The following is a 19,783-nucleotide window of genomic DNA, read 5'->3' on the forward strand; positions in this document are numbered from 1 at the left end:
AAAAGGTGTGGGGGATTATATCACAGCGGGGAGAGGGGTTACCCGGCAAACCGGGTAACCGCAAAGGGACTACAGCACCATACGAACAATTTCGATATTGCCGAGCTCTTCGTACAGCGTTTCCACCTGCTCAATGTGTGTCGCAGTGATGGTAATAGAAACCGAGTGGTAGTTGCCCTTGCTGCTTGGTTTTACTGACGGAGAGTAGTCACCCGGCGCATGGCGCTGTACCACTTCAACCACCTGATCAACCAGCTCAGGTTTCGCCAGACCCATTACTTTGTAGGTAAATGAGGTAGGGAATTCAAGCAGTTCGTTAAGTTTGGTTTTCATGTCAGCTCCGGCGTAACGTCAAAAAATAATAACTCCCACGTCAGGTGGGAGTTATCAGGATACTTAGTATATGGGGATCAAAATCACACTTTCAAGTGTTCAATTTTTAACCAAACCAGTGGTGGAACATCAATTTAATGTAATCAATGATTTTGCCGAAGAAATTGCCTTCAGGAATTTCTTGCAGGACAACCAGCGGACGCTGATCGATCGTTTTTCCATCCAGCTGGAAGTTGATCGTGCCCACAACCTGGTTTTTCTGCAGTGGGGCATGCAGCTCGGTGCTGTTCAGCACGTAGCTGGCTTTCAGATCCTTCATACGACCGCGCGGAATGGTCAGGTAGAGGTCTTTATCGACGCCGAGAGAAGCACGGTCGTTGTCGCCGAACCAGACGGGTTCAGACGCAAACTCTTTGCCTGCTTTCAGTGGATTCACGGTTTCGAAGAAACGGAAGCCCCAGGTCAGCAGTTTCTTGCTTTCTGTTTCACGACCTTTAAAGGTGCGGCCGCCCATCACGGCAGAGATCAGACGCATCTGACCTTCAGTGGCAGAAGCCACCAGGTTGTAGCCCGCTTTGTCGGTGTGGCCAGTTTTAATGCCGTCAACGTTCAGGCTGTTATCCCACAGCAGGCCGTTACGGTTGGTCTGACGAATACCGTTGAAGGTGAACTCTTTCTCTTTATAGATAGAGTATTCATTAGGGACATCGCGGATCAGCGCCTGACCAATCAGGGCCATATCGCGTGCGGAGCTGTACTGACCGTCTGCGTCCAGGCCGTGTACGGTCTGGAAGTGGCTGTTTTTCAGACCCAGCGCGGTGACGTAGCTGTTCATCAGACCCACGAAGGCATCCTGGCTACCGGCGGCGAAATCGGCCATCGCCACGCAGGCATCGTTACCCGACTGCAGGTTGATACCACGAATCAGCTGGGAAACAGGAACCTGCATACCCGGCTTCAGGAACATCAGAGAGGAACCTTTGAAGACAGGGTTCCCGGTTGCCCACGCGTCGTTACCGATGGTGACCAGATCCGATTCTTTGAATTTACCTGCCTTCATCGCCTGGCCGATAACGTAGCTGGTCATCATTTTGGTCAGGCTGGCCGGGTCACGGCGGGCATCGGCATTCTGTTCTGCCAGCACTTTGCCAGAGTTGTAATCGATCAGGATGTAGGATTCCGCGTCGATTTGCGGAACGCCAGGGATCATGGTCTTGATATTCAGGTCATCGGCGTGAGCTGCGGAGAGCGCAGCAGCGCAAAGGGCCGTGGTCAGCGCCATGCGCTGCACAAAACGAGCAGAAAAAGTGGTCTTCATGGTCAGAACTACGACATCCGTGATGGAATTAAAAAAAGTGCCTTACTATAGCAAATGCTATTCAGGCAGGCATCCGACTTTAAGCATGAGTTTGTGAATGTATTTTACACTAACTGACAATTCGGATACCGCCGGTTCATTATTTCGCAACAGCGATAAATGACTGAAGTTGAGCCTCATTCTGCAGACGCTGCTGCAGGGATGCTGCCTGCGATTTGCTGGCAAACGGCCCCATCTGAATACGCCAGACCGCGCCGTTCTGCTCAACGCGTCCTGGTACGCCAAACTGCTGGCTCAGACGCTGTTGATACTGTTTGGCTCGGGCCTGATCGCTCACTGCGCCTACCTGAACCAGATAGCTGCCGCTGGCCGCTGCTGGAGCCGCCACCGCCGCACTTTGCGTGGCCGCTGGCGCCGTTACGGGAGCTGGCTGGGTTGCTGGCGCAGCTACGGGAGCAGGGGCTGGAGTCGGCTCACTTCCTTCCAGCACGCCCGAGGCTAAGGTCGTCGGCGCGCCAAGAAAGCCGCTACTCTTTACCGGTGCGCCGGTAGAATCATCGCTTTGCAGCGTGTCATTGCTGATCGGGCGTATTTCTCCCCCCGGCTGAGCAGGCTCTGCCGGAGACGAGACGCTTCCCATTCCGCCGTCAAGATTTGGGCGGTCAGGAAGGGCATAGGTCTGTTTTGCCACCGTCGTACACGCGGTACCTGGCCCGGAGAGCGAACCATCCTGCGCGACGATAATCGGGTCAATACGGACTTTGGTGTTGTTCGAGGTGTTCAGGCGATCGGCAGACGCGCGCGACAGGGAAATCACCCGGTCATTCCCGTAGGGGCCGCGGTCGTTGATACGCACGACGATCATGCGGCCATTAGCCAGGTTGGTGATACGGGCGTAGCTCGGGATCGGCAGCGTTGGGTGTGCCGCCGTCAGCTGCATGGGGTCGAACGCTTCCCCGGAAGCCGTCAGGTTACTGCCCGGCTCGGCATCATAAATGGCGGCAAAGCCCGCCTGACTGAAACGGGACGGATCCTGAACAATTTTGTAGCTTTTGCCGTCGCGCTCGTAATCCTGATTGGCACTGGCATTCAGCGGTTCATAAACGGGATCGGCACCGCTGATTTCAACGATCGGGCCATTACACACCGCAGGCTGCGGCGGCGCGACGGTTGCCTGTTGCTGACCATCATCACTTGTGCAGGCCGCAAGTAAACTTGCCGCGATGCAGATCCCCAGCCACTGCTTACGCATTCCGATCCCCTTATTTTTATACGCTTTTTGACAACATTTTTCTGTGGGTATGGATCGACATCACGATACCAAACCCGGCCATCAACACGATAAGTGCCGAGCCTCCGTAACTCACCAGCGGCAGCGGTACGCCTACCACCGGCAGAATACCACTCACCATACCAATATTTACGAAGACATAAACGAATAAAATCAGCATCAACCCGCCAGCCATGACGCGACCAAAGGTGGTTTGCGCGCGCGCTGCAATCCACAATCCCCGCATGATCAGCAGGACATAGAGCGCCAGGAGTATCAGGATACCCACCAGCCCCAGCTCTTCCGCCAGTACGGCGAAAATAAAGTCGGTGTGGCGTTCCGGTAAGAATTCCAGCTGTGACTGCGTGCCGTGCAGCCAGCCTTTACCGCGCAGCCCGCCGGAGCCAATCGCAATCTTGGACTGAATAATATGATAGCCCGCCCCCAGCGGATCGGTTTCCGGATCGAGCAGCATCATGACGCGCTGGCGCTGGTAATCATGCATCAGGAAGAACCAGAGGATAGGAATGAACGCCGCAATCAGCACCACCGCGATACCAATCAGACGCCAGCTCAGTCCCGACAGGAAAAGGACAAACAGGCCGGAGAGGGCGATAAGGATTGAGGTGCCAAGGTCAGGCTGCGCCGCAACCAGCAGCGTCGGCAGGAAAATCAGCACCAGCGCGATGGCGGTATTTTTCAGAGACGGTGGACAGACGTCGCGGTTGATAAAGCGTGCCACCATCAGTGGAACGGCGATTTTGGCAATTTCCGAAGGCTGGAAGCGGACAACGCCCAGATCCAGCCAGCGCTGCGCCCCTTTTGATATGGCGCCAAACGCATCTACCGCAACCAGCAAAATAATACAGAAGATGTAGAGGTAGGGCGCCCAGCCTTCGTAGACGCGCGGCGGAATTTGCGCCATCACCACCATGATGATCAGACCCATGGCGATCTGGCCGATTTTACGCTCCATCATGCCAATGTCCTGGCCGCTGGCGCTCCAGATAACCAGGGCGCTGTAAACCAGCAGAGCCAGCAGGATCAGCAGCATGGCTGGGTCGATGTGGATTTTGTCCCACAGCGATTTTTTATTTGGATTATCCGTCATGATTATTGGTCCTCCGCCGCAGCGGCGGCCGGGTTTTCAGCCGGCAGTTCGGTGTTGTTATCACCCAGCATAATGTGGTCAAGGATCTGGCGCATGATGGTCCCTACTGCTGGCCCGGCACCGCCGTTCTCCAGAATCATCGCCACCGCGACCTGCGGGTTGTCATAAGGGGCAAACGCCGTCATCAGCTTATGGTCACGCAGACGTTCAGCAATGCGGTGCGCGTTATAGGTTTCGTTGGCTTTCAGACCAAATACCTGCGCAGTACCGGATTTTGCGGCCACTTTGTACGGCGTACCGGCGAAGTACTTGTGCGCGGTACCGTTCGGGCGGTTTGCCACGCCGTACATACCGTCTTTCGCAATTTCCCAGAAGCCGGAATGAATGTCACCCACCGGGGCCTCGTGCGGCTGGTTCCACGGCACTTTTTTGCCGTCTTCAACCGTGCTCTGTAGCAGATGAGGCACTTTTACCACGCCATCATTGATGAGTATCATCATGGCTTTGTTCATCTGAATCGGCGTCGCCGTCCAGTAGCCCTGGCCGATACCCACCGGAATGGTGTCACCCTGATACCACGGTTTTTTAAAGCGCTTCAGCTTCCATTCACGCGTTGGCATGTTGCCAGAACGTTCTTCTGAAAGGTCAACGCCGGTGTAATGCCCGTAGCCGAATTTGCTCATCCACTCTGACAGGCGATCGATACCCATGTCATACGCCACCTGATAGAAGAAGGTATCCGCAGATTCCTCCAGCGATTTGGTGACGTTCAGATGACCGTGGCCCCATTTTTTCCAGTCACGATAGCGCTTGTCTGAACCCGGCAGCTGCCACCAGCCCGGGTCGAACAGGCTGGTATTACGATTGATGACGCCGGCACTCAGCGCAGAGACCGCCACGTACGGTTTAACCGTTGATGCCGGCGGGTAAACCCCTTGCGTCGCGCGGTTCACCAGCGGCGTGTTCGGATCGTTCAGCAGACCGGAATAGTCTTTACTGGAAATGCCGTCAACGAAGAGGTTCGGGTCATAGCTAGGCATGGAGACCATTGCCAGGATACCGCCGGTACGAGGATCGGTGACCACAACGGCTGCACGGCTGCCTGCCAGCAGGGTTTCGATATACTGCTGAAGTTTAAGATCGAGCGTCAGATAGACGTCATGCCCCGCCTGAGGAGGCACTTCTTTCAGCTGGCGAATCACGCGGCCGCGGTTGTTAACCTCAACCTCTTCATAGCCGGTTTGCCCGTGCAGGACGTCTTCGTAGTAACGTTCGATCCCCAGCTTACCGATATCGTGCGTTGCAGCGTAGTTTGCCAGCTTGCCGTCTTTATCGAGGCGGTCGACGTCTTTGTCGTTAATCTTGGAGACGTAGCCAATCACATGCGTCAGCGCGGAGCCGTAGGGATAGTAGCGACGCTTATATCCCTTCACTTCCACGCCGGGGAAGCGGTACTGGTTTACCGCAAAGCGGGCTACCTGGACTTCCGTCAGATTGGTTTTAACCGGAATGGAGGTGAAACGATGGGAGCGGGAGCGCTCTTTTTTGAAGGCGGCAATATCGTCATCGTTAAGATCGACAACGCTTTTCAGCGCTTCCAGCGTATCCTGAACGTTATCGACTTTTTCCGGCATCATCTCGATTTGATAGATGGTGCGGTTTAGCGCCAGCGGGGTGCCGTTACGATCGTAAATAATGCCGCGGCTGGGAGCGATAGGCACCAGCTTAATACGGTTTTCGTTTGAACGCGTCTGGTAGTCGGTAAAGCGGACAATTTGCAGATTATAAAGGTTGGCGATCAGCACGCCGGTAAGCAGCAAAATCCCGGTAAAGGCGACAAGCGCCCGGCGCACAAACAGCGCGGACTCAGCCGTATAGTCGCGAAAAGAATTCTGTAGTTTCATCCGCTGCTTAATCTACCCTGGTCAGTCATTACTCGCGGTGATAGGGGTGGTTGGTAGTAATGCTCCACGCGCGATACAGGCTTTCTGCCACCAGTACCCGGACGAGCGGGTGGGGAAGCGTCAGCGCGGAGAGGGACCAACTTTGTTCAGCCGCGGCTTTGCAGGCGGGGGATAACCCTTCTGGTCCGCCAATCAACAGACTGACGTCACGGCCATCCTGCTTCCAGCGCTCCAGTTCGTGCGCCAGCTGCGGCGTATCCCAGGGTTTTCCTGGAATATCGAGGGTGACGATGCGGTTTTTGCCTGCGGCAGCCAGCATCAGTTCGCCCTCTTTATCGAGAATACGTTTGATATCGGCGTTCTTGCCGCGCTTACCGGCGGGAATTTCCACCAGCTCGAACGGCATGTCTTTTGGAAAACGACGCAGATATTCAGTAAAACCGGTTTGTACCCAGTCCGGCATTTTTGTGCCGACGGCGACCAGCTGCAACTTCACGCATTAACCCCAGAGTTTTTCCAGCTCATACAGGCGACGGCTCTCGTCCTGCATAACGTGGACAATCACATCGCCGAGGTCGACAACCACCCAGTCAGCCGTCGCTTCACCTTCAACACCCAGCGGCAACAGCCCTGCGGCACGCGATTCCTGAACCACGTGATCGGCAATCGAAACAACATGACGCGTAGATGTACCGGTGCAGATGATCATGCAGTCGGTAATACTGGATTTACCCTTAACGTCGATAGCGATGATGTCCTGACCTTTCAGGTCATCAATTTTGTCAATAACAAAATCCTGGAGTGCTTTACCCTGCAAGTTTTCCCCCTGGGGTGAATAAGATTGTAAAACTTTGAATTCGTAGCCAGACAGTATACCTGAACTCACGCCTGTGTCGGGACAAATGTCTCCGGCCGGGCTTTTGAAGGCGGGTATCATCCCACCCTCTGCCTGAGATTGCATCGCCATTTTTGTAAAACAATTTCTGTAAAGCAATGATCGGCAGGAAAGCCTGGCAGCGGAGAATAACAGTATGGCTTACCCTGTCAAGGCAGGATAAACAATAAGCCGCTTTTTATACCCTCCGGCTATTCATCTGCGCTTTTCTGATACAAACCGTGCGTATGGATATAGGCCAGCACCGGGGTCGGCAGCAGATCGTCACATGCTAAACCCTGCTGTAAACGCTCACGAATGAGGGTCGCAGAGATATCAAACCACGGCGTTTCCGCCAGATAGATTTTCCCGGCAGGCTGATTGTGAAGATCTTCAACGTTATCGGTGAGGTGGTCTTCCAGCCACTGCTGGTACTGCTCTTCGCGCATGGTCAGCGGGTAGCCGGGACGGCGGCAGACGAGAAGATGGCTGTTCTCCAGAATGGTTTCATACTGATGCCACGTGGGGAAATTCAGCAGGGAATCCTGGCCGATGATAAACGCCAGCGGCTGGTCTGGCCCTTGTTCGGCGCGCCACTCCTGAAGCGTCTGAGACGTCCAGGAGGGTGTGTCGCGACGCAGCTCACGCTCGTCAAGTCGGAAGAGCGGCTTATCTGCGATAGCAAGGGCAAGCATCTCTTTTCGCTGCTCGCTGGTCGCCTCGGGCTGTGGACGATGGGGCGGAACATTATTGGGCATGATGGTGACGCGCTGAAGGCCGATCAGATTCGCCAGAATTTCAACCGGCTTCAGATGCCCGTAATGTACCGGGTCGAAGGTGCCGCCATACAAGGCCTGTAAAGAATGCATACTATCCATCAATAAAAACGTCTGCCAGCGCCTTGTGGCAGAGCAGCAGAGAAAGGCTTTCCAGCTCTGCCCAGACCGACTGGCCGTAATCTTGTTTTAACGTGAGCTCTGCGCGCATCAGAAGCTGTACAGCCTGACGAAGCTGTTCATGACTCAGGCGGTTGACGGCCTCGGTGGTCAAAGCCCGGCGATTTTGCCACACGCGGTGTTTATCAAACAGCGAACGCAGCGGCGTATGGGCAGACTGACGCTTGAGCGTAATCAGCAGCAGCAATTCGCGCTGCAGCGTACGCAGCAGAATGACGGGTTCGCTCCCTTCAAGACGCAGCTGTTGCAGAATATGCAGGGCGCGTTTGCTCTTCGCCGACAGCAGCGCGTCCACCCAGTGGAACGGCGTGAAGTGCGCCGCGTCGTTAACAGCCTGCTCGACGCGCGGCAAGGTGAGTTTGCCGTCCGGCCAGAGCAGAGAGAGTCTGTCCAGCGCCTGCGCCAGGGCCAGCAGGTTACCTTCATAGCAGTAGCAGAGCAGTTGATTCGCCGCATCATCCAGCTGAAGGTTGTTTTGCTTCGCTCTCGCGGCCACCCATTTGGGCAGATGCGCCTGCTCAGGCGTCTGACAGGTGACCTGCACCGCGTGGGCTGCGAGCTGGGTAAACCACGCCGCGTTTTCCTGGGCTTTGGTAAGCTTGTTGCCACGTACAATAAAGAGCAGATCGCTATGTAACAGGCTGACCAGCGTGGCGAGTTGCTCATTCATGGCCGCGTTAGGACCATTATCCGGGAGCAGGATCTGAATTGTCTGGCGCGAAGCAAAAAGGCTCATCGCCTGACAAAGCGAGAAGAGGGCGTTCCAGTCGGTGTTGTTATCCAGCTGGACGGTGTGGTGCTCATCAAAGCCCTGAGCGGCTGCCGCATGTCTCACGGCATCCAGACTTTCCTGAAGTAATAGCGGATCGTTTCCAAGAAGCAGATACGCCGCGCGCAGCCCTTCATTGAGCTGCGCGCGGAGTTGTTCAGGATACAGCCTGATCATCATTTACCCAGAGAGGTAGCAGCAGGAAGCGTGCCAGCAACCGGTTTTTCAACGATGTCAGATCCTTGTTTGGTTGACGCTGCAATACCTGGCAGTTTACGGATCAGCTGTTCCGCCGCCTTGTCGTACATTTCGTTGATGATAATCTGCTGCTCGGCATCTTTTGCCAGCGCCGTCTGCGGGTTATCGAAGAACGAACGATACACTTTCGTGCTGATTGGGTAGATGTCTTTACCCGGGATCAGAACGGCTGCGTTGACCGTCATAACCATCTGGTACTCTGCGGTACGACCGTCCTGGAAAATAGAGGCTGTATCTTTGCCGAGAGACATCCCCAGGAGACGCAGAGATGGAATGTCCTGGCGCAGCGTGTCTTTCTCAACAAGTTCAACGCCGTTCAGACGTAGCTGATTACGAATTGCCCGGCTGAGTGGGCCATTCGGATCTGATGAGTCGAAAATCATCGTTTTCATCTCAGCAGGCACCGCCGTAGTATTGCGCAGGTGCCAGCCACAGCCAGCGGTGACAAGCACCGCCAGAGATAAGAGTATTGTTGCCAGTTGTCGCACGTTTCCTCCCGCGCTTAGCCAACGACCAGATTGAGCAGTTTACCCGGTACGTAGATCGCTTTACGTACGGTAACGCCCTCAAGATATTTTGCGACCAGAGTTTCCTGGCCTGCGCGCTCGCGAACCTGTTCTTCGGTTGCATCGACCGCCACGGTAATTTTACCGCGGACTTTGCCGTTTACCTGGACCACAACCAGCGTCGTGTTTTCCACCATCGCTGATTCGTCTGCCACTGGCCACGGCGCGTTGTCGATATCGCCTTCGCCTTTCAGCTCCTGCCACAGGGTAAAGCTAACGTGCGGAGTGAACGGGTTCAGCATGCGAACAACGGCCAGCAGGGCTTCACGCATTAAGGCACGATCCTGCTCGCCGTCCTGCGGGGCCTTCGCCAGCTTGTTCATCAGTTCCATAATAGCCGCAATTGCGGTATTGAAGGTCTGACGACGACCAATATCATCGGTCACTTTCGCAATCGTTTTATGAACATCACGACGCAGCGCCTGCTGATCTTCAGTCAGTGCGGCGGCGTTCAGTGCCGGCGCATCGCCCAGTGCGGTGTGCTCGTAAACCAGTTTCCAGACGCGTTTCAGGAAGCGGTTCGCGCCTTCCACGCCAGACTCCTGCCATTCCAGGGTCATGTCCGCCGGAGAGGCAAACATCATGAACAGACGCACGGTATCTGCACCGTAACGCTCAACCATCACCTGCGGATCGATGCCGTTGTTTTTCGACTTGGACATCTTGCTCATGCCGGTGTAGACCAGTTCATGACCTTCGGCGTCTTTCGCCTTAACGATACGGCCCTTCTCGTCGCGCTCAACGATCGCATCAACCGGAGAAACCCAGTTACGCTCGCCGTTGGCACCGACGTAATAGAACGCATCTGCCAGCACCATGCCCTGACACAGCAGCTGTTTTGCTGGTTCGTCAGAGTTCACCATGCCCGCATCGCGCATCAGTTTGTGGAAGAAGCGGAAGTAGAGCAGGTGCATGATGGCGTGTTCGATACCACCGATGTAGATGTCTACCGGCAGCCAGTAGTTTGCTGCATCGGAATCGAGCATACCGTCCTGATACTGCGGGCAGGTGTAGCGCGCATAGTACCAGGATGACTCCATAAAGGTGTCAAAGGTGTCGGTTTCACGCAGTGCAGGCTTGCCGTTGACGGTGGTTTTTGCCCACTCAGGATCGGCTTTGATCGGGCTGGTGATACCGTCCATGACCACGTCTTCCGGCAGGATCACCGGGAGCTGATCTTCAGGCGTTGGCATCACGGTGCCATCTTCCAGCGTCACCATCGGGATTGGCGCACCCCAGTAACGCTGACGGGACACGCCCCAATCGCGCAGACGGAAGTTAACTTTACGCTCACCCACGCCCAGAGAGGCCAGCTTGTCGGCGATGGCGTTGAAGCCCTCTTCGAAGCTCAGGCCGCTGAACTCGCCGGAGTTGAACAGGGTACCTTTTTCAGTCAGCGCGTGTTCAGACAGGTCTGGTTCTGAACCGTCAGCCGCCAGGATAACAGGCTTGATGGTCAGGCCATATTTAGTGGCAAATTCGTAGTCGCGCTGGTCGTGACCCGGGACAGCCATCACGGCGCCTGTGCCGTACTCCATCAGAACGAAGTTGGCGGCCCAGACAGGGATCGCTTCGCCAGTCAGTGGGTGAATGGCTTTAAAGCCGGTATCAACCCCTTTTTTCTCCATCGTCGCCATGTCGGCTTCTGCCACTTTGGTGTTGCGGCACTCGTCGATGAAGGTAGCCAGCTCCGGATTGTTTTCCGCCGCTTTCTGCGCCAGCGGGTGACCTGCGGCCACGGCCAGGTAGGTCGCGCCCATGAAGGTGTCCGGACGGGTGGTGTAGACAGTCAGGGTCTGGTCGTAGTTCTCAACGTTGAAGGTAATTTCTACGCCTTCAGAACGGCCGATCCAGTTGCGCTGCATGGTCTTAACGGTATCAGGCCAGTGGTCCAGGTTATCCAGATCGTTCAGCAGCTCATCAGCGTAAGCGGTGATTTTGATAAACCACTGTGGGATTTCTTTACGCTCAACTTTAGTGTCACAGCGCCAGCAGCAGCCGTCAATAACCTGTTCGTTCGCGAGAACGGTCTGGTCATTCGGACACCAGTTAACGGCGGAGGTCTTCTTATACACCAGGCCTTTTTTGTACAGCTCGGTGAAGAACTTCTGCTCCCAGCGATAGTATTCCGGGGTGCAGGTTGCCAGCTCGCGGCTCCAGTCATAGCCAAAGCCCAGCATTTTGAGCTGGTTTTTCATGTACGCGATGTTGTCGTACGTCCACGGCGCCGGTGCGGTGTTGTTTTTGACCGCCGCGCCTTCCGCAGGCAGACCAAACGCATCCCAACCGATAGGCTGCAGAACGTTTTTGCCCAGCATGCGCTGGTAACGTGCAATCACATCGCCGATGGTGTAGTTACGCACATGGCCCATGTGTAGTCGACCAGAAGGATAGGGAAGCATCGACAGGCAGTAATACTTCTCTTTGCTCTCGTCTTCGGTTACTTCAAAGGTGCGCTTCTCGTCCCAGTGTTGCTGGACTTTTGATTCTATCTCTTCCGGGCGGTATTGCTCTTGCATGGCAGCCAGTGGTCCTGTTTTCAATACAGCTACAAATGTAGCCAATGGATGTGGTAATTCAGATCCGCATAGCATAGCCCAAACGCCCGCGTCAAAACAGCCTTTCGCACAAATGCGCTTTGCAGGAATTTACCGGGTCTGTGCTTCACCTGACAAAGCGGTGATGAAATAAGGTCTATTATTAGAAATAGTTACTTACCCGGGAGGCAAAATGATGAACAAGGTTGCTCAATTTTACCGCGAACTGGTGGCGACACTGACGGAACGGCTGCGTAACGGCGAGAGAGATATCGACGCGCTGGTGGAACAAGCGCGTGCCCGCGTGACGCAAACGGGTGAGTTAACGCGAACCGAAGTGGAAGAGGTGACGCGCGCCGTGCGTCGCGATCTGGAGGAGTTCGCGCGCAGCTACCAGGAGAGTCAGGAGGAGGTCACGGACAGCGTTTTTATGCGGGTGATTAAAGAGAGCCTGTGGCAAGAGCTGGCCGATATCACGGATAAAACGCAGCTGGAGTGGCGCGAGGTCTTTCAGGATTTGAACCATCACGGTGTGTATCACAGCGGTGAGGTGGTTGGGTTGGGAAATCTGGTGTGCGAGAATTGCCACCACCATATTGCGGTGTATACGCCGGATGTTCTGCCGATGTGCCCGAAATGCGGCCACGATCAGTTCCAGCGTCGGCCGTTTGAGCCCTAGGTAAAAGCAAAACGGCAACGTGGTTGCCGTTTTTAGTGTCTGCTCCCTCTCCCTGTGGGAGAGGGCCGGGGTGAGGGCATCAGGCCGCAGAATAGTAAGCCAGTCTCTCCGCCAGCAAATCCACAAACGCCCCCCGGTCAATGTCCACCATCACCGTGGTATTCGGTTTATTGCCCGTCAGCGAGTAATAATCCACCACCGTCATTCCCTGGGTATATTTTCCCTGCGTCTCCACGCCAACCCATCTGTCCACCGTGGTAAACATCTCAGGCTTCAGCAGCCAGGCAATCGTGCACGGGTCGTGCAGGGGCGCGCCGTGGAATCCCCACTTCTCGGCTTTGTGATACTCCATAAAGAAGTCAAGCAGTTCGGCCACGGTTGTCGCAACCGGATTGCCCACGGAGCGGAAACGCTCAATATCGTCTGCCATAATCTGCGCGCGGTGGGTAACGTCCAGTCCCGCCATCACAATCGGTAAGCCGGACTGGAAGACAATCTCGGCGGCTTCCGGGTCGACAAAGATGTTGAACTCCGCCGCAGGCGTCCAGTTACCCAGCCCCATGGCCCCGCCCATAATCACAATACGGGCAATTTTATTATGCAGCTCGGGATGGCTGTTCAGCAGCAGCGCAACGTTGGTTTGTGGTCCGGTAGCCACCAGCGTTACCGGTTCTGCACTTTCACGCAGCACTTTTGCCATCAGCTCCACGGCGGTACAGTTTTGCGGCGTAAAGCCCGGCTCCGGCAGTGCCGGACCGTCCAGCCCGCTTTCGCCATGAACGTTGTCGGCAATAATCAGCTCGCGCATCAGCGGCTTCACGGCCCCGCCGGCGACAGGAATATCGGTGCGCTTGAGCTGCGTGAGCATGCGCAGCACGTTGCGCAGGGTTTTTTCAGGGGTCTGGTTTCCGGCGGACGAGGTGACGGCTTTCAAGTCCAGTTCAGGGGAGGCAAGTGCAAGGACGAGCGCGATCGCGTCATCATGACCCGGATCGCAATCGAGAATGATCGGTTGTGCCATAGCGTTCTCCATTCATAGCGTTATTTTGTGACAAGGTTAACGCTGCAATGTGACGCCGACGAGAGGAAGTGAGTGAAAGCGTGAAGCAGTGCGCAATCCGCAGATTGCGCACCGGGAAGATTAGTGCAGGATTTTGGCGAGGAAGTCTTTGGCGCGGTCGGATTTCGGGTTAGCGAAGAACTCTTCTTTCGGTGAGTCTTCGACAATTTTCCCTTCGTCCATAAAGATCACGCGGTTGGCCACTTTACGGGCAAAGCCCATTTCGTGGGTCACCACCATCATGGTCATCCCTTCGTGCGCCAGCTCGACCATCACGTCCAGCACTTCGTTGATCATCTCAGGATCGAGCGCCGACGTGGGTTCATCAAACAGCATCGCCACCGGATCCATACACAGCGCGCGGGCGATCGCCACGCGCTGCTGTTGACCACCAGAAAGCTGTGCCGGGAACTTATCGGCATGCGCCGAAAGCCCAACGCGTTCCAGGAGCTTCAGGCCTTTCTCGCGCGACGCTTTTTTATCACGCTTAAGCACTTTTACCTGCGCCAGCGTCAGGTTCTCAATAATGGAGAGGTGAGGGAACAGCTCAAAATGCTGGAACACCATGCCAACGTGAGAGCGAAGCTGGGCGAGGTTGGTTTTCTTGTCGTTGACTTTGGTGCCGTTGACGACGATCTCACCCTGCTGCACCGGCTCCAGCCCGTTGACGGTTTTGATCAGCGTCGATTTACCGGAGCCGGACGGCCCGCACACCACCACTACGTCGCCTTTTTTGACTTCAGTGGAGCAGTCGGTCAGCACCTGAAAGTGCCCATACCATTTAGAAACATTTTTCAGGGAAATCATTATACCGTCCTTTTCTTCAGCCAGCTGACCAACAGCGACGCGCTTAAACTAATCACAAAATAGACCGCACCCGCAAAGAGCACCATCTCGACCTGCGTACCATCACGTTCACCGATGGTTGACGCGGTACGGAAGAAGTCTGCCAGACTCAGAACGTAGACCAGTGAGGTATCCTGGAACAGCACGATACCCTGGGTCAGCAGGAGCGGAACCATGGCGCGAAACGCCTGCGGCAGAATAATGAGCTGCATGGACTGCCAGTGCGTCATCCCCAGCGCGAGCGCGGCGCTGGATTGCCCGCGGGAGATACTCTGAATGCCCGCGCGGATAATCTCCGAGTAGTAAGCGGCCTCAAACATCGAGAACGCCACCATGGCGGAGATCAGACGGATATCGGTTTTCGGCGACAGCCCCAGCACGTTCTGCAGGAAGCCGGGTACAATCAGGTAAAACCACAGCAGCACCATCACCAGCGGGATGGAGCGGAACACGTTAACGTAGGCGGTCGCAAACCAGGCGAACGGCTTAAAGCTCGACAGGCGCATGACGGCCAGCAGGGTACCCCAGACGATACCAATGATGATGGCGATAACGGTGATTTTTAAGGTAATCACCAGGCCATCAAGCAGGTAAGGCATGGATGGAACGATAGAACTCCAGTCAAATTCGTACATTATTTGCCCCCCAGATTACCCGGCAGGCGGATTTTGCGTTCAACCAGGTTCATCACCAGCATGATGAAAGCGTTAATCAGAACATACGCGAGCGTAATCGCGGTGAAGGATTCCCACGCGTGGGCGGAGTAATCCAGCAGCTTGCCCGCCTGGGCAGCCATGTCGACCAGGCCGATAGTCGAGGCGATGGCCGAGTTTTTCACCAGGTTCATCATCTCAGAGGTCATCGGTGGAACGATAACGCGGTAGGCGTTAGGCAGCAGCACATAGCGGTAGGTTTGCGGCAGGGTCAGGCCCATCGCCAGGCCCGCATTTTTTTGTCCACGGGGTAATGACTGAATGGCGGCACGCACCTGCTCGCAAACGCGCGCAGCGGTAAACAGCCCCAGACACATCATGGAGGAGACAAAGAACTGTACGTTCGGATCCAGTTCCGACTTGAACCACATGCCAATATTTTCCGGCAGCAGTTCCGGGATGACCAGATACCAGGTAAAGAATTGCACGATCAGCGGAACATTACGGAACAGTTCCACATACAGGGTGCCAAGTGTTGAAAGAAAACGGTTTGGGACGGTGCGCAGAATACCGAACAAAGAACCGACAAGAAACGCGATGATCCACGCCGTTATCGATAATGCCACGGTGACCTGAAAGCCGCTCCACAGCCAGCCAAGATAGGTGGTGTTGCCGAACGGGGCTTGTTGCAGGAATATGCCCCAGTTCCAGTCTATTGACATAATAAACTCCAGAAAAAAAAGGGTAGCAGCGCTACCCTCGAAGATTGGTGAGAAGCTCATTTTTCGCGCCGAGTGGGGAACGACCACTCAGCGTATAGTCTGTCCATGCTTCCCGACAATCGAGAGGGCAGGAGATCCCGCCCCTGTTGTTCTAATTAGTTAAGAGCCTTGTCATTTGGAGATTTGAACAGCGCTTTCATGTCTTCAGACAGTTCAAAATTCATGTTCAGGTTTTTTGGTGGAATCGGGTTCTTGAACCACTTGTCGAACCATTTTTCGGCTTCGCCGGAGGTCTGCACCTGAGCGATGGTGTCATCGATCAGCTTTTTGAACTGCGGATCGTCTTTACGCAGCATACAGCCGTAGGCTTCTTTAGACTGCGCGGTACCGACGATATCCCAGTTGTCTGGTTTTTTCGCTTTCGCACGTTCGCCCGCCAGCAGGGCGTCATCCATCATAAACGCGACGGCACGACCGCTTTCCAGGGTGCGGAAGGAGTCGCCATGGTCTTTCGCGCTGATGATGCGCATATCCATTTTCTTCTCGTCGTTCAGCTTGTGCAGCAGCACTTCTGACGTGGTACCGGAGGTGACAACAACCGCTTTGCCTTTCAGGTCAGCGAAGTCTTTGACCTCACCGCCTTTCTTCGTCAGCAGACGGGTGCCTACGACAAAGATGGTGTCAGAGAAGGCAGCCTGTTTTTGACGCTCGAGGTTGTTGGTGGTGGAACCACACTCGAAGTCAAAGGTGCCGTTTTGCAGCAGTGGAATACGGTTCTGTGAAGTGATTGGGATCAGCTTCACCTGCAGGTCAGGTTTGTTCAGCTTTTTCTTCACAGCTTCAACGATGGCGTTGGAGTAATCCTGTGAATAGCCCACGACTTTTTGCGTGTTGTCGTAGTAAGAGAACGGGACAGAAGATTCACGGTGGCCGACCACGATGACGCCGTTTTTGGCAATCTTGTCGAGAGTGCTGCCTGCTGCCGGCGCATCTTCAGCGTGAACCACGCCTGCAGACATTCCCATAACCAGCATTGCTGTGGCCAGTTTACGTAATTGCATACCCAACTCCTTTTTTATCAGCGCCAGAGACGCTTTGATACCCATTGTGATGTTGTTATATCTCGCGCAATGCGAGTGCAGTGTTATGCAAGCTTGTTAACATTTAGTCTGGCTTAATGTAAAGATTTTGCTGCGTTATTGTTTATTTTTGCGAAGCGCGCCGCACCATTCAGGGGCAAATATCTCCCGTTGCACCGTTTCGGTGCTACCGATGATCTACGCTGGTGCGACAAAGTTGCACGTTAAGCCAAACTGCGTTTACCTGAATAAACAAAGCAATAGGCGTGCCAGAATGGGCGTCTGGAGGGAATTGTCGGGTGGCGGCTACGCCTTACCCGACCTACAGCATGGGAAAGTAGGCCGGGTAAGCGTTAGCGCCACCCGGCAACAGAAGGGAAGGTTATTTACGACGCTGACGCAGGCTCATCAGCACCGCGCCAAAGCCGAACAGCACGGTCAAAATCCACAGCGGCCAGTTGCCGGTGCGCGCGTATGGCGTCAGCCCCGTAGTTGGCGTGACTTTAGTGGTCAGTACCTCACGGGTAAACTGCGGGATCATCGCCTGAATTTCACCCTGCGGACCAATCACGGCGGTGATGCCGTTGTTGGTGCTGCGCAGCAGCGGACGCGCCAGCTCCAGGGAGCGCATACGTGCCATCTGGAAGTGCTGCCACGGGCCGATTGACTTACCAAACCAGGCATCGTTGGAGATGGTCAGCAGATAGTCAGTATCCGGGCGGAAGTTATCGCGTACCTGCTCGCCGAGAATGATTTCGTAGCAGATGGCCGCCGTCAGGGCAAAGCCGTGCGCGTGCAGCTGAGGCTGAACATACGGGCCGCGGCTGAAAGAGGACATCGGCAGGTCAAAGAACGGGGCCAGCGGGCGCAGAATCGACTCCAGCGGGACAAATTCACCAAACGGCACCAGGTGGTTCTTGTTATACCGGTCAGTGGAGTGGTAGCTGTACTCGCTATCCTTCCCGAGCGTAATGATGCTGTTGTAGGTGTCGTAGCGGTTCTGCTGATTCAGACGCGCATCGACAATCCCGGTGATCAGCGTGCTGCCGCGCGCCAGCAGCAGGTCGTTCATCATGTTGAGGAACGGCTGCTGGTTAATTTCCAGATCGGGGATTGCAGACTCCGGCCAGATAATCAGCTGCGATTTGCCCATCACCTCTTCGGTAGCGTTGGCGTAGATCTTCAGCGTATTCAGCAGCTCTTTCTCATCCCACTTCATGGACTGCGGGATATTCCCCTGCACCATGGAAACCTGCATGGCGCGCGCGGGCTCAGGCGTGAACCACTGGATATAACGCAGCGGGAAGGGCAGGGCGAACAACACCAGCGCCACGGCCAGCGGTTTCCAGCAGCGCTGGACCAGCGCCAGGACCAGCAGGCCGCTCACCACCATCAACAGGAAGTTGATGGCTTCAACACCCATTACCGGCGCCAGGCCTTTCAGCGGGCCGTCAATCTGGCTGTAGCCGAACTGCAGCCATGGGAAGCCCGTCAGCACCCAGCCGCGCAGGAACTCGGTGAGTTGCCAGACCACCGGCGCGGCAATGGCGACGCGCAGCCAGGTTGTTTTTGGCCACAGGCGAGAAAGGATGCCGGCGAACAGACCGGTATAGAGCGAGAGATACGCGGCGAGCAATACCACCAGGAAGACGTTAACCGGGCCCGGCATACCGCCAAACTGGGCGATGCTGACATAAACCCAGTTGATGCCTGAGCCAAACAGACCCAGCCCCCAGAAGTAACCGATGGCGGCGGCCTGTACCGGACGACGATTCAGGGTCAGGCCCTGAAGCCCCATCAGGGAGAGAATGGCCGCGGGCCAGATGTCGTAAGGAGAAAAAGCCAGCGTACCGCTGGCTCCAAGTAACAGCGCCAGCAGCAAACGGACGCGCTGGCGTTCAAGCAGTGGGGCAAATGCCATTTACATTAATCTTCCAGTTTTGGCACCGGTGAGTCGTCCGGCGTTCTGACGTGAACCTGTATAATACGTCGGCTGTCGGCCATTGCCACTTTGAACTGGTAACCGTCGATGTCAACGGTCTCACCGCGCGCCGGGAGGTGGCCAAAGGCCTGCATCACCAGCCCGCCAATGGTATCGACCTCTTCATCGCTGAAGTGGGTACCGAAGGCGTCGTTGAAGTCCTCGATGGAGGCCAGCGCGCGTACGGTCCAGGTGTGGCGGCTAAGCTGACGGAAGTCGATGTCTTCTTCTTCGTCGTACTCGTCTTCGATTTCGCCCACGATCAGCTCAAGAATATCCTCGATCGTGACCAGACCGGAAACGCCACCAAACTCATCAATAACAATCGCCATGTGGTAACGCTGAGAGCGAAACTCTTTCAGCATCCGATCCACACGTTTACTTTCCGGCACAACCACGGCCTGGCGTAACACTTTTTCCATGCTGAAGGCTTCGGCATCGCTGCGCATAAACGGCAGCAGATCTTTCGCCATCAAAATCCCTTCGATGTGATCTTTGTCTTCGCTAATGACCGGGAAACGCGAGTGGGCGGATTCGATGATCACATCGAGGCACTCGTCCAGCGTCTGGTTACGTTTCAGGGTGATCATCTGCGAGCGGGGGATCATAATATCGCGAACGCGCTGGTCGGCGATGTCCATAACCCCTTCGAGCATTTCGCGCGTATCTTCGTCGATAAGGTCGTTCTGCCCGGAATCACGAATCAGCTCCAGCAGTTCATCACGGTTTTTGGGTTCGCCGTGGAAAAGCTGGTTCAGAATGAGGGAGAAAAATCCCTTTTTACTGGTTGTCGTGTCGCTACTGTGTGAATTGTCGTCGCTCATGGCGTTTGTTAAGGGTTCTCTTGTTAGTTCAACGTTTACCGCC

The 19,783-nt window shown here is 55.3% G+C and carries 19 protein-coding genes; 1 reads left to right on the plus strand and 18 read right to left on the minus strand.

The window, feature by feature from the left end; genetic code table 11:
- Positions 1–69: 69 nt before the first annotated feature.
- From ybeD to leuS, 11 genes are all read right to left on the minus strand, one after another.
- A complete protein-coding gene (ybeD, locus tag AB8846_RS05610; RefSeq protein WP_006177135.1) occupies positions 70–333 on the minus strand; it encodes a DUF493 family protein YbeD in 264 nt (87 codons plus the stop codon).
- A 106-nt stretch (positions 334–439) separates the two neighbouring features.
- Positions 440–1,651, minus strand: coding sequence for a D-alanyl-D-alanine carboxypeptidase DacA (gene dacA, locus AB8846_RS05615; RefSeq protein ID WP_014069323.1), 1,212 nt, complete (start codon positions 1,649–1,651; stop codon positions 440–442).
- A gap of 139 nt (positions 1,652–1,790) precedes the next feature.
- On the minus strand, positions 1,791–2,903 hold the full coding sequence (gene rlpA, locus AB8846_RS05620) for an endolytic peptidoglycan transglycosylase RlpA (RefSeq protein WP_370732267.1): 1,113 nt from the start codon (positions 2,901–2,903) through the stop codon (positions 1,791–1,793).
- A 16-nt stretch (positions 2,904–2,919) separates the two neighbouring features.
- Entirely contained in the window at positions 2,920–4,032 is a 1,113-nt protein-coding gene (mrdB, locus tag AB8846_RS05625) for a peptidoglycan glycosyltransferase MrdB (RefSeq protein WP_023310746.1), read from the minus strand.
- Between the two features lie 2 nt (positions 4,033–4,034).
- Positions 4,035–5,936 carry a peptidoglycan DD-transpeptidase MrdA gene (gene mrdA, locus AB8846_RS05630; RefSeq protein ID WP_063143184.1) on the minus strand — a complete coding sequence of 634 codons (1,902 nt, stop codon included), beginning with the start codon at positions 5,934–5,936 and terminating at the stop codon, positions 4,035–4,037.
- A 28-nt stretch (positions 5,937–5,964) separates the two neighbouring features.
- Positions 5,965–6,432: a 23S rRNA (pseudouridine(1915)-N(3))-methyltransferase RlmH gene (rlmH, locus tag AB8846_RS05635; protein ID WP_003858701.1), complete on the minus strand. Its 468-nt coding sequence runs from the start codon at positions 6,430–6,432 to the stop codon at positions 5,965–5,967.
- A gap of 3 nt (positions 6,433–6,435) precedes the next feature.
- Complete coding sequence (rsfS, locus tag AB8846_RS05640; protein WP_023334893.1) at positions 6,436–6,753, minus strand: ribosome silencing factor; 318 nt, start codon at positions 6,751–6,753, stop codon at positions 6,436–6,438.
- Positions 6,754–7,022: 269 nt separating this feature from the next.
- Positions 7,023–7,688, minus strand: coding sequence for a nicotinate-nucleotide adenylyltransferase (gene nadD, locus AB8846_RS05645; protein ID WP_063143183.1), 666 nt, complete (start codon positions 7,686–7,688; stop codon positions 7,023–7,025).
- Complete coding sequence (gene holA / locus AB8846_RS05650; protein WP_370732308.1) at positions 7,681–8,712, minus strand: DNA polymerase III subunit delta; 1,032 nt, start codon at positions 8,710–8,712, stop codon at positions 7,681–7,683. Before holA ends, nadD begins: the two co-directional genes overlap by 8 nt.
- Positions 8,712–9,281, minus strand: coding sequence for an LPS assembly lipoprotein LptE (lptE, locus tag AB8846_RS05655; RefSeq protein WP_370732268.1), 570 nt, complete (start codon positions 9,279–9,281; stop codon positions 8,712–8,714). Before lptE ends, holA begins: the two co-directional genes overlap by 1 nt.
- Before the next feature lie 14 nt (positions 9,282–9,295).
- The gene (leuS, locus tag AB8846_RS05660) at positions 9,296–11,878 is read right to left on the minus strand and encodes a leucine--tRNA ligase (RefSeq protein ID WP_370732269.1); all 2,583 of its coding nucleotides are present in this window, start codon (positions 11,876–11,878) and stop codon (positions 9,296–9,298) included.
- A gap of 214 nt (positions 11,879–12,092) precedes the next feature.
- On the opposite strand from leuS, the gene AB8846_RS05665 reads away from it, so the two are divergent.
- Positions 12,093–12,575 carry a zinc ribbon-containing protein gene (locus tag AB8846_RS05665; protein ID WP_029740138.1) on the plus strand — a complete coding sequence of 161 codons (483 nt, stop codon included), beginning with the start codon at positions 12,093–12,095 and terminating at the stop codon, positions 12,573–12,575.
- Positions 12,576–12,654: 79 nt separating this feature from the next.
- On the opposite strand, the gene rihA is transcribed toward AB8846_RS05665, so the two are convergent.
- The 7 genes from rihA to corC all read right to left on the minus strand — a co-directional run bounded on the left by rihA (position 12,655) and on the right by corC (position 19,740).
- On the minus strand, positions 12,655–13,596 hold the full coding sequence (gene rihA / locus AB8846_RS05670; RefSeq protein ID WP_370732270.1) for a pyrimidine-specific ribonucleoside hydrolase RihA: 942 nt from the start codon (positions 13,594–13,596) through the stop codon (positions 12,655–12,657).
- A gap of 120 nt (positions 13,597–13,716) precedes the next feature.
- Positions 13,717–14,442: an amino acid ABC transporter ATP-binding protein gene (locus tag AB8846_RS05675; protein WP_010428605.1), complete on the minus strand. Its 726-nt coding sequence runs from the start codon at positions 14,440–14,442 to the stop codon at positions 13,717–13,719.
- Entirely contained in the window at positions 14,442–15,116 is a 675-nt protein-coding gene (gene gltK / locus AB8846_RS05680) for a glutamate/aspartate ABC transporter permease GltK (protein ID WP_023334900.1), read from the minus strand. The genes AB8846_RS05675 and gltK overlap by 1 nt, the downstream gene beginning before the upstream one ends.
- Positions 15,116–15,856: an amino acid ABC transporter permease gene (locus tag AB8846_RS05685; RefSeq protein WP_023310756.1), complete on the minus strand. Its 741-nt coding sequence runs from the start codon at positions 15,854–15,856 to the stop codon at positions 15,116–15,118. Before AB8846_RS05685 ends, gltK begins: the two co-directional genes overlap by 1 nt.
- A 155-nt stretch (positions 15,857–16,011) precedes the next feature.
- Entirely contained in the window at positions 16,012–16,917 is a 906-nt protein-coding gene (locus tag AB8846_RS05690) for an amino acid ABC transporter substrate-binding protein (RefSeq protein ID WP_063143178.1), read from the minus strand.
- 400 nt (positions 16,918–17,317) lie between these two features.
- Positions 17,318–18,856, minus strand: a complete 1,539-nt coding sequence (gene lnt, locus AB8846_RS05695) for an apolipoprotein N-acyltransferase (RefSeq protein WP_370732271.1) — start codon at positions 18,854–18,856, stop codon at positions 17,318–17,320.
- 5 nt (positions 18,857–18,861) lie between these two features.
- Positions 18,862–19,740 (minus strand): CNNM family magnesium/cobalt transport protein CorC, encoded by an 879-nt coding sequence (gene corC / locus AB8846_RS05700; protein WP_021242574.1) that lies wholly within the window; start codon positions 19,738–19,740, stop codon positions 18,862–18,864.
- Positions 19,741–19,783: the final 43 nt, after the last annotated feature.

The organism is Enterobacter sp. KB-221C9 (genome assembly GCF_041320715.1).
GTDB classification, from domain to species: domain Bacteria; phylum Pseudomonadota; class Gammaproteobacteria; order Enterobacterales; family Enterobacteriaceae; genus Enterobacter; species Enterobacter asburiae_D.

Bases quoted from the DNA above. Each gene is read 5' to 3' on its own strand.
- ybeD (WP_006177135.1), bottom strand. From the start codon at position 333: ATGAAAACCAAACTTAACGAACTGCTTGAATTCCCTACCTCATTTACC.
- dacA (WP_014069323.1), bottom strand. From the start codon at position 1,651: ATGAAGACCACTTTTTCTGCTCGTTTTGTGCAGCGCATGGCGCTGACC.
- rlpA (WP_370732267.1), bottom strand. From the start codon at position 2,903: ATGCGTAAGCAGTGGCTGGGGATCTGCATCGCGGCAAGTTTACTTGCG.
- mrdB (WP_023310746.1), bottom strand. From the start codon at position 4,032: ATGACGGATAATCCAAATAAAAAATCGCTGTGGGACAAAATCCACATC.
- mrdA (WP_063143184.1), bottom strand. From the start codon at position 5,936: ATGAAACTACAGAATTCTTTTCGCGACTATACGGCTGAGTCCGCGCTG.
- nadD (WP_063143183.1), bottom strand. From the start codon at position 7,688: ATGGATAGTATGCATTCTTTACAGGCCTTGTATGGCGGCACCTTCGAC.
- holA (WP_370732308.1), bottom strand. From the start codon at position 8,712: ATGATCAGGCTGTATCCTGAACAACTCCGCGCGCAGCTCAATGAAGGG.
- leuS (WP_370732269.1), bottom strand. From the start codon at position 11,878: ATGCAAGAGCAATACCGCCCGGAAGAGATAGAATCAAAAGTCCAGCAA.
- AB8846_RS05665 (WP_029740138.1), top strand. From the start codon at position 12,093: ATGAACAAGGTTGCTCAATTTTACCGCGAACTGGTGGCGACACTGACG.
- rihA (WP_370732270.1), bottom strand. From the start codon at position 13,596: ATGGCACAACCGATCATTCTCGATTGCGATCCGGGTCATGATGACGCG.
- AB8846_RS05675 (WP_010428605.1), bottom strand. From the start codon at position 14,442: ATGATTTCCCTGAAAAATGTTTCTAAATGGTATGGGCACTTTCAGGTG.
- gltK (WP_023334900.1), bottom strand. From the start codon at position 15,116: ATGTACGAATTTGACTGGAGTTCTATCGTTCCATCCATGCCTTACCTG.
- AB8846_RS05685 (WP_023310756.1), bottom strand. From the start codon at position 15,856: ATGTCAATAGACTGGAACTGGGGCATATTCCTGCAACAAGCCCCGTTC.
- AB8846_RS05690 (WP_063143178.1), bottom strand. From the start codon at position 16,917: ATGCAATTACGTAAACTGGCCACAGCAATGCTGGTTATGGGAATGTCT.
- lnt (WP_370732271.1), bottom strand. From the start codon at position 18,856: ATGGCATTTGCCCCACTGCTTGAACGCCAGCGCGTCCGTTTGCTGCTG.
- corC (WP_021242574.1), bottom strand. From the start codon at position 19,740: ATGAGCGACGACAATTCACACAGTAGCGACACGACAACCAGTAAAAAG.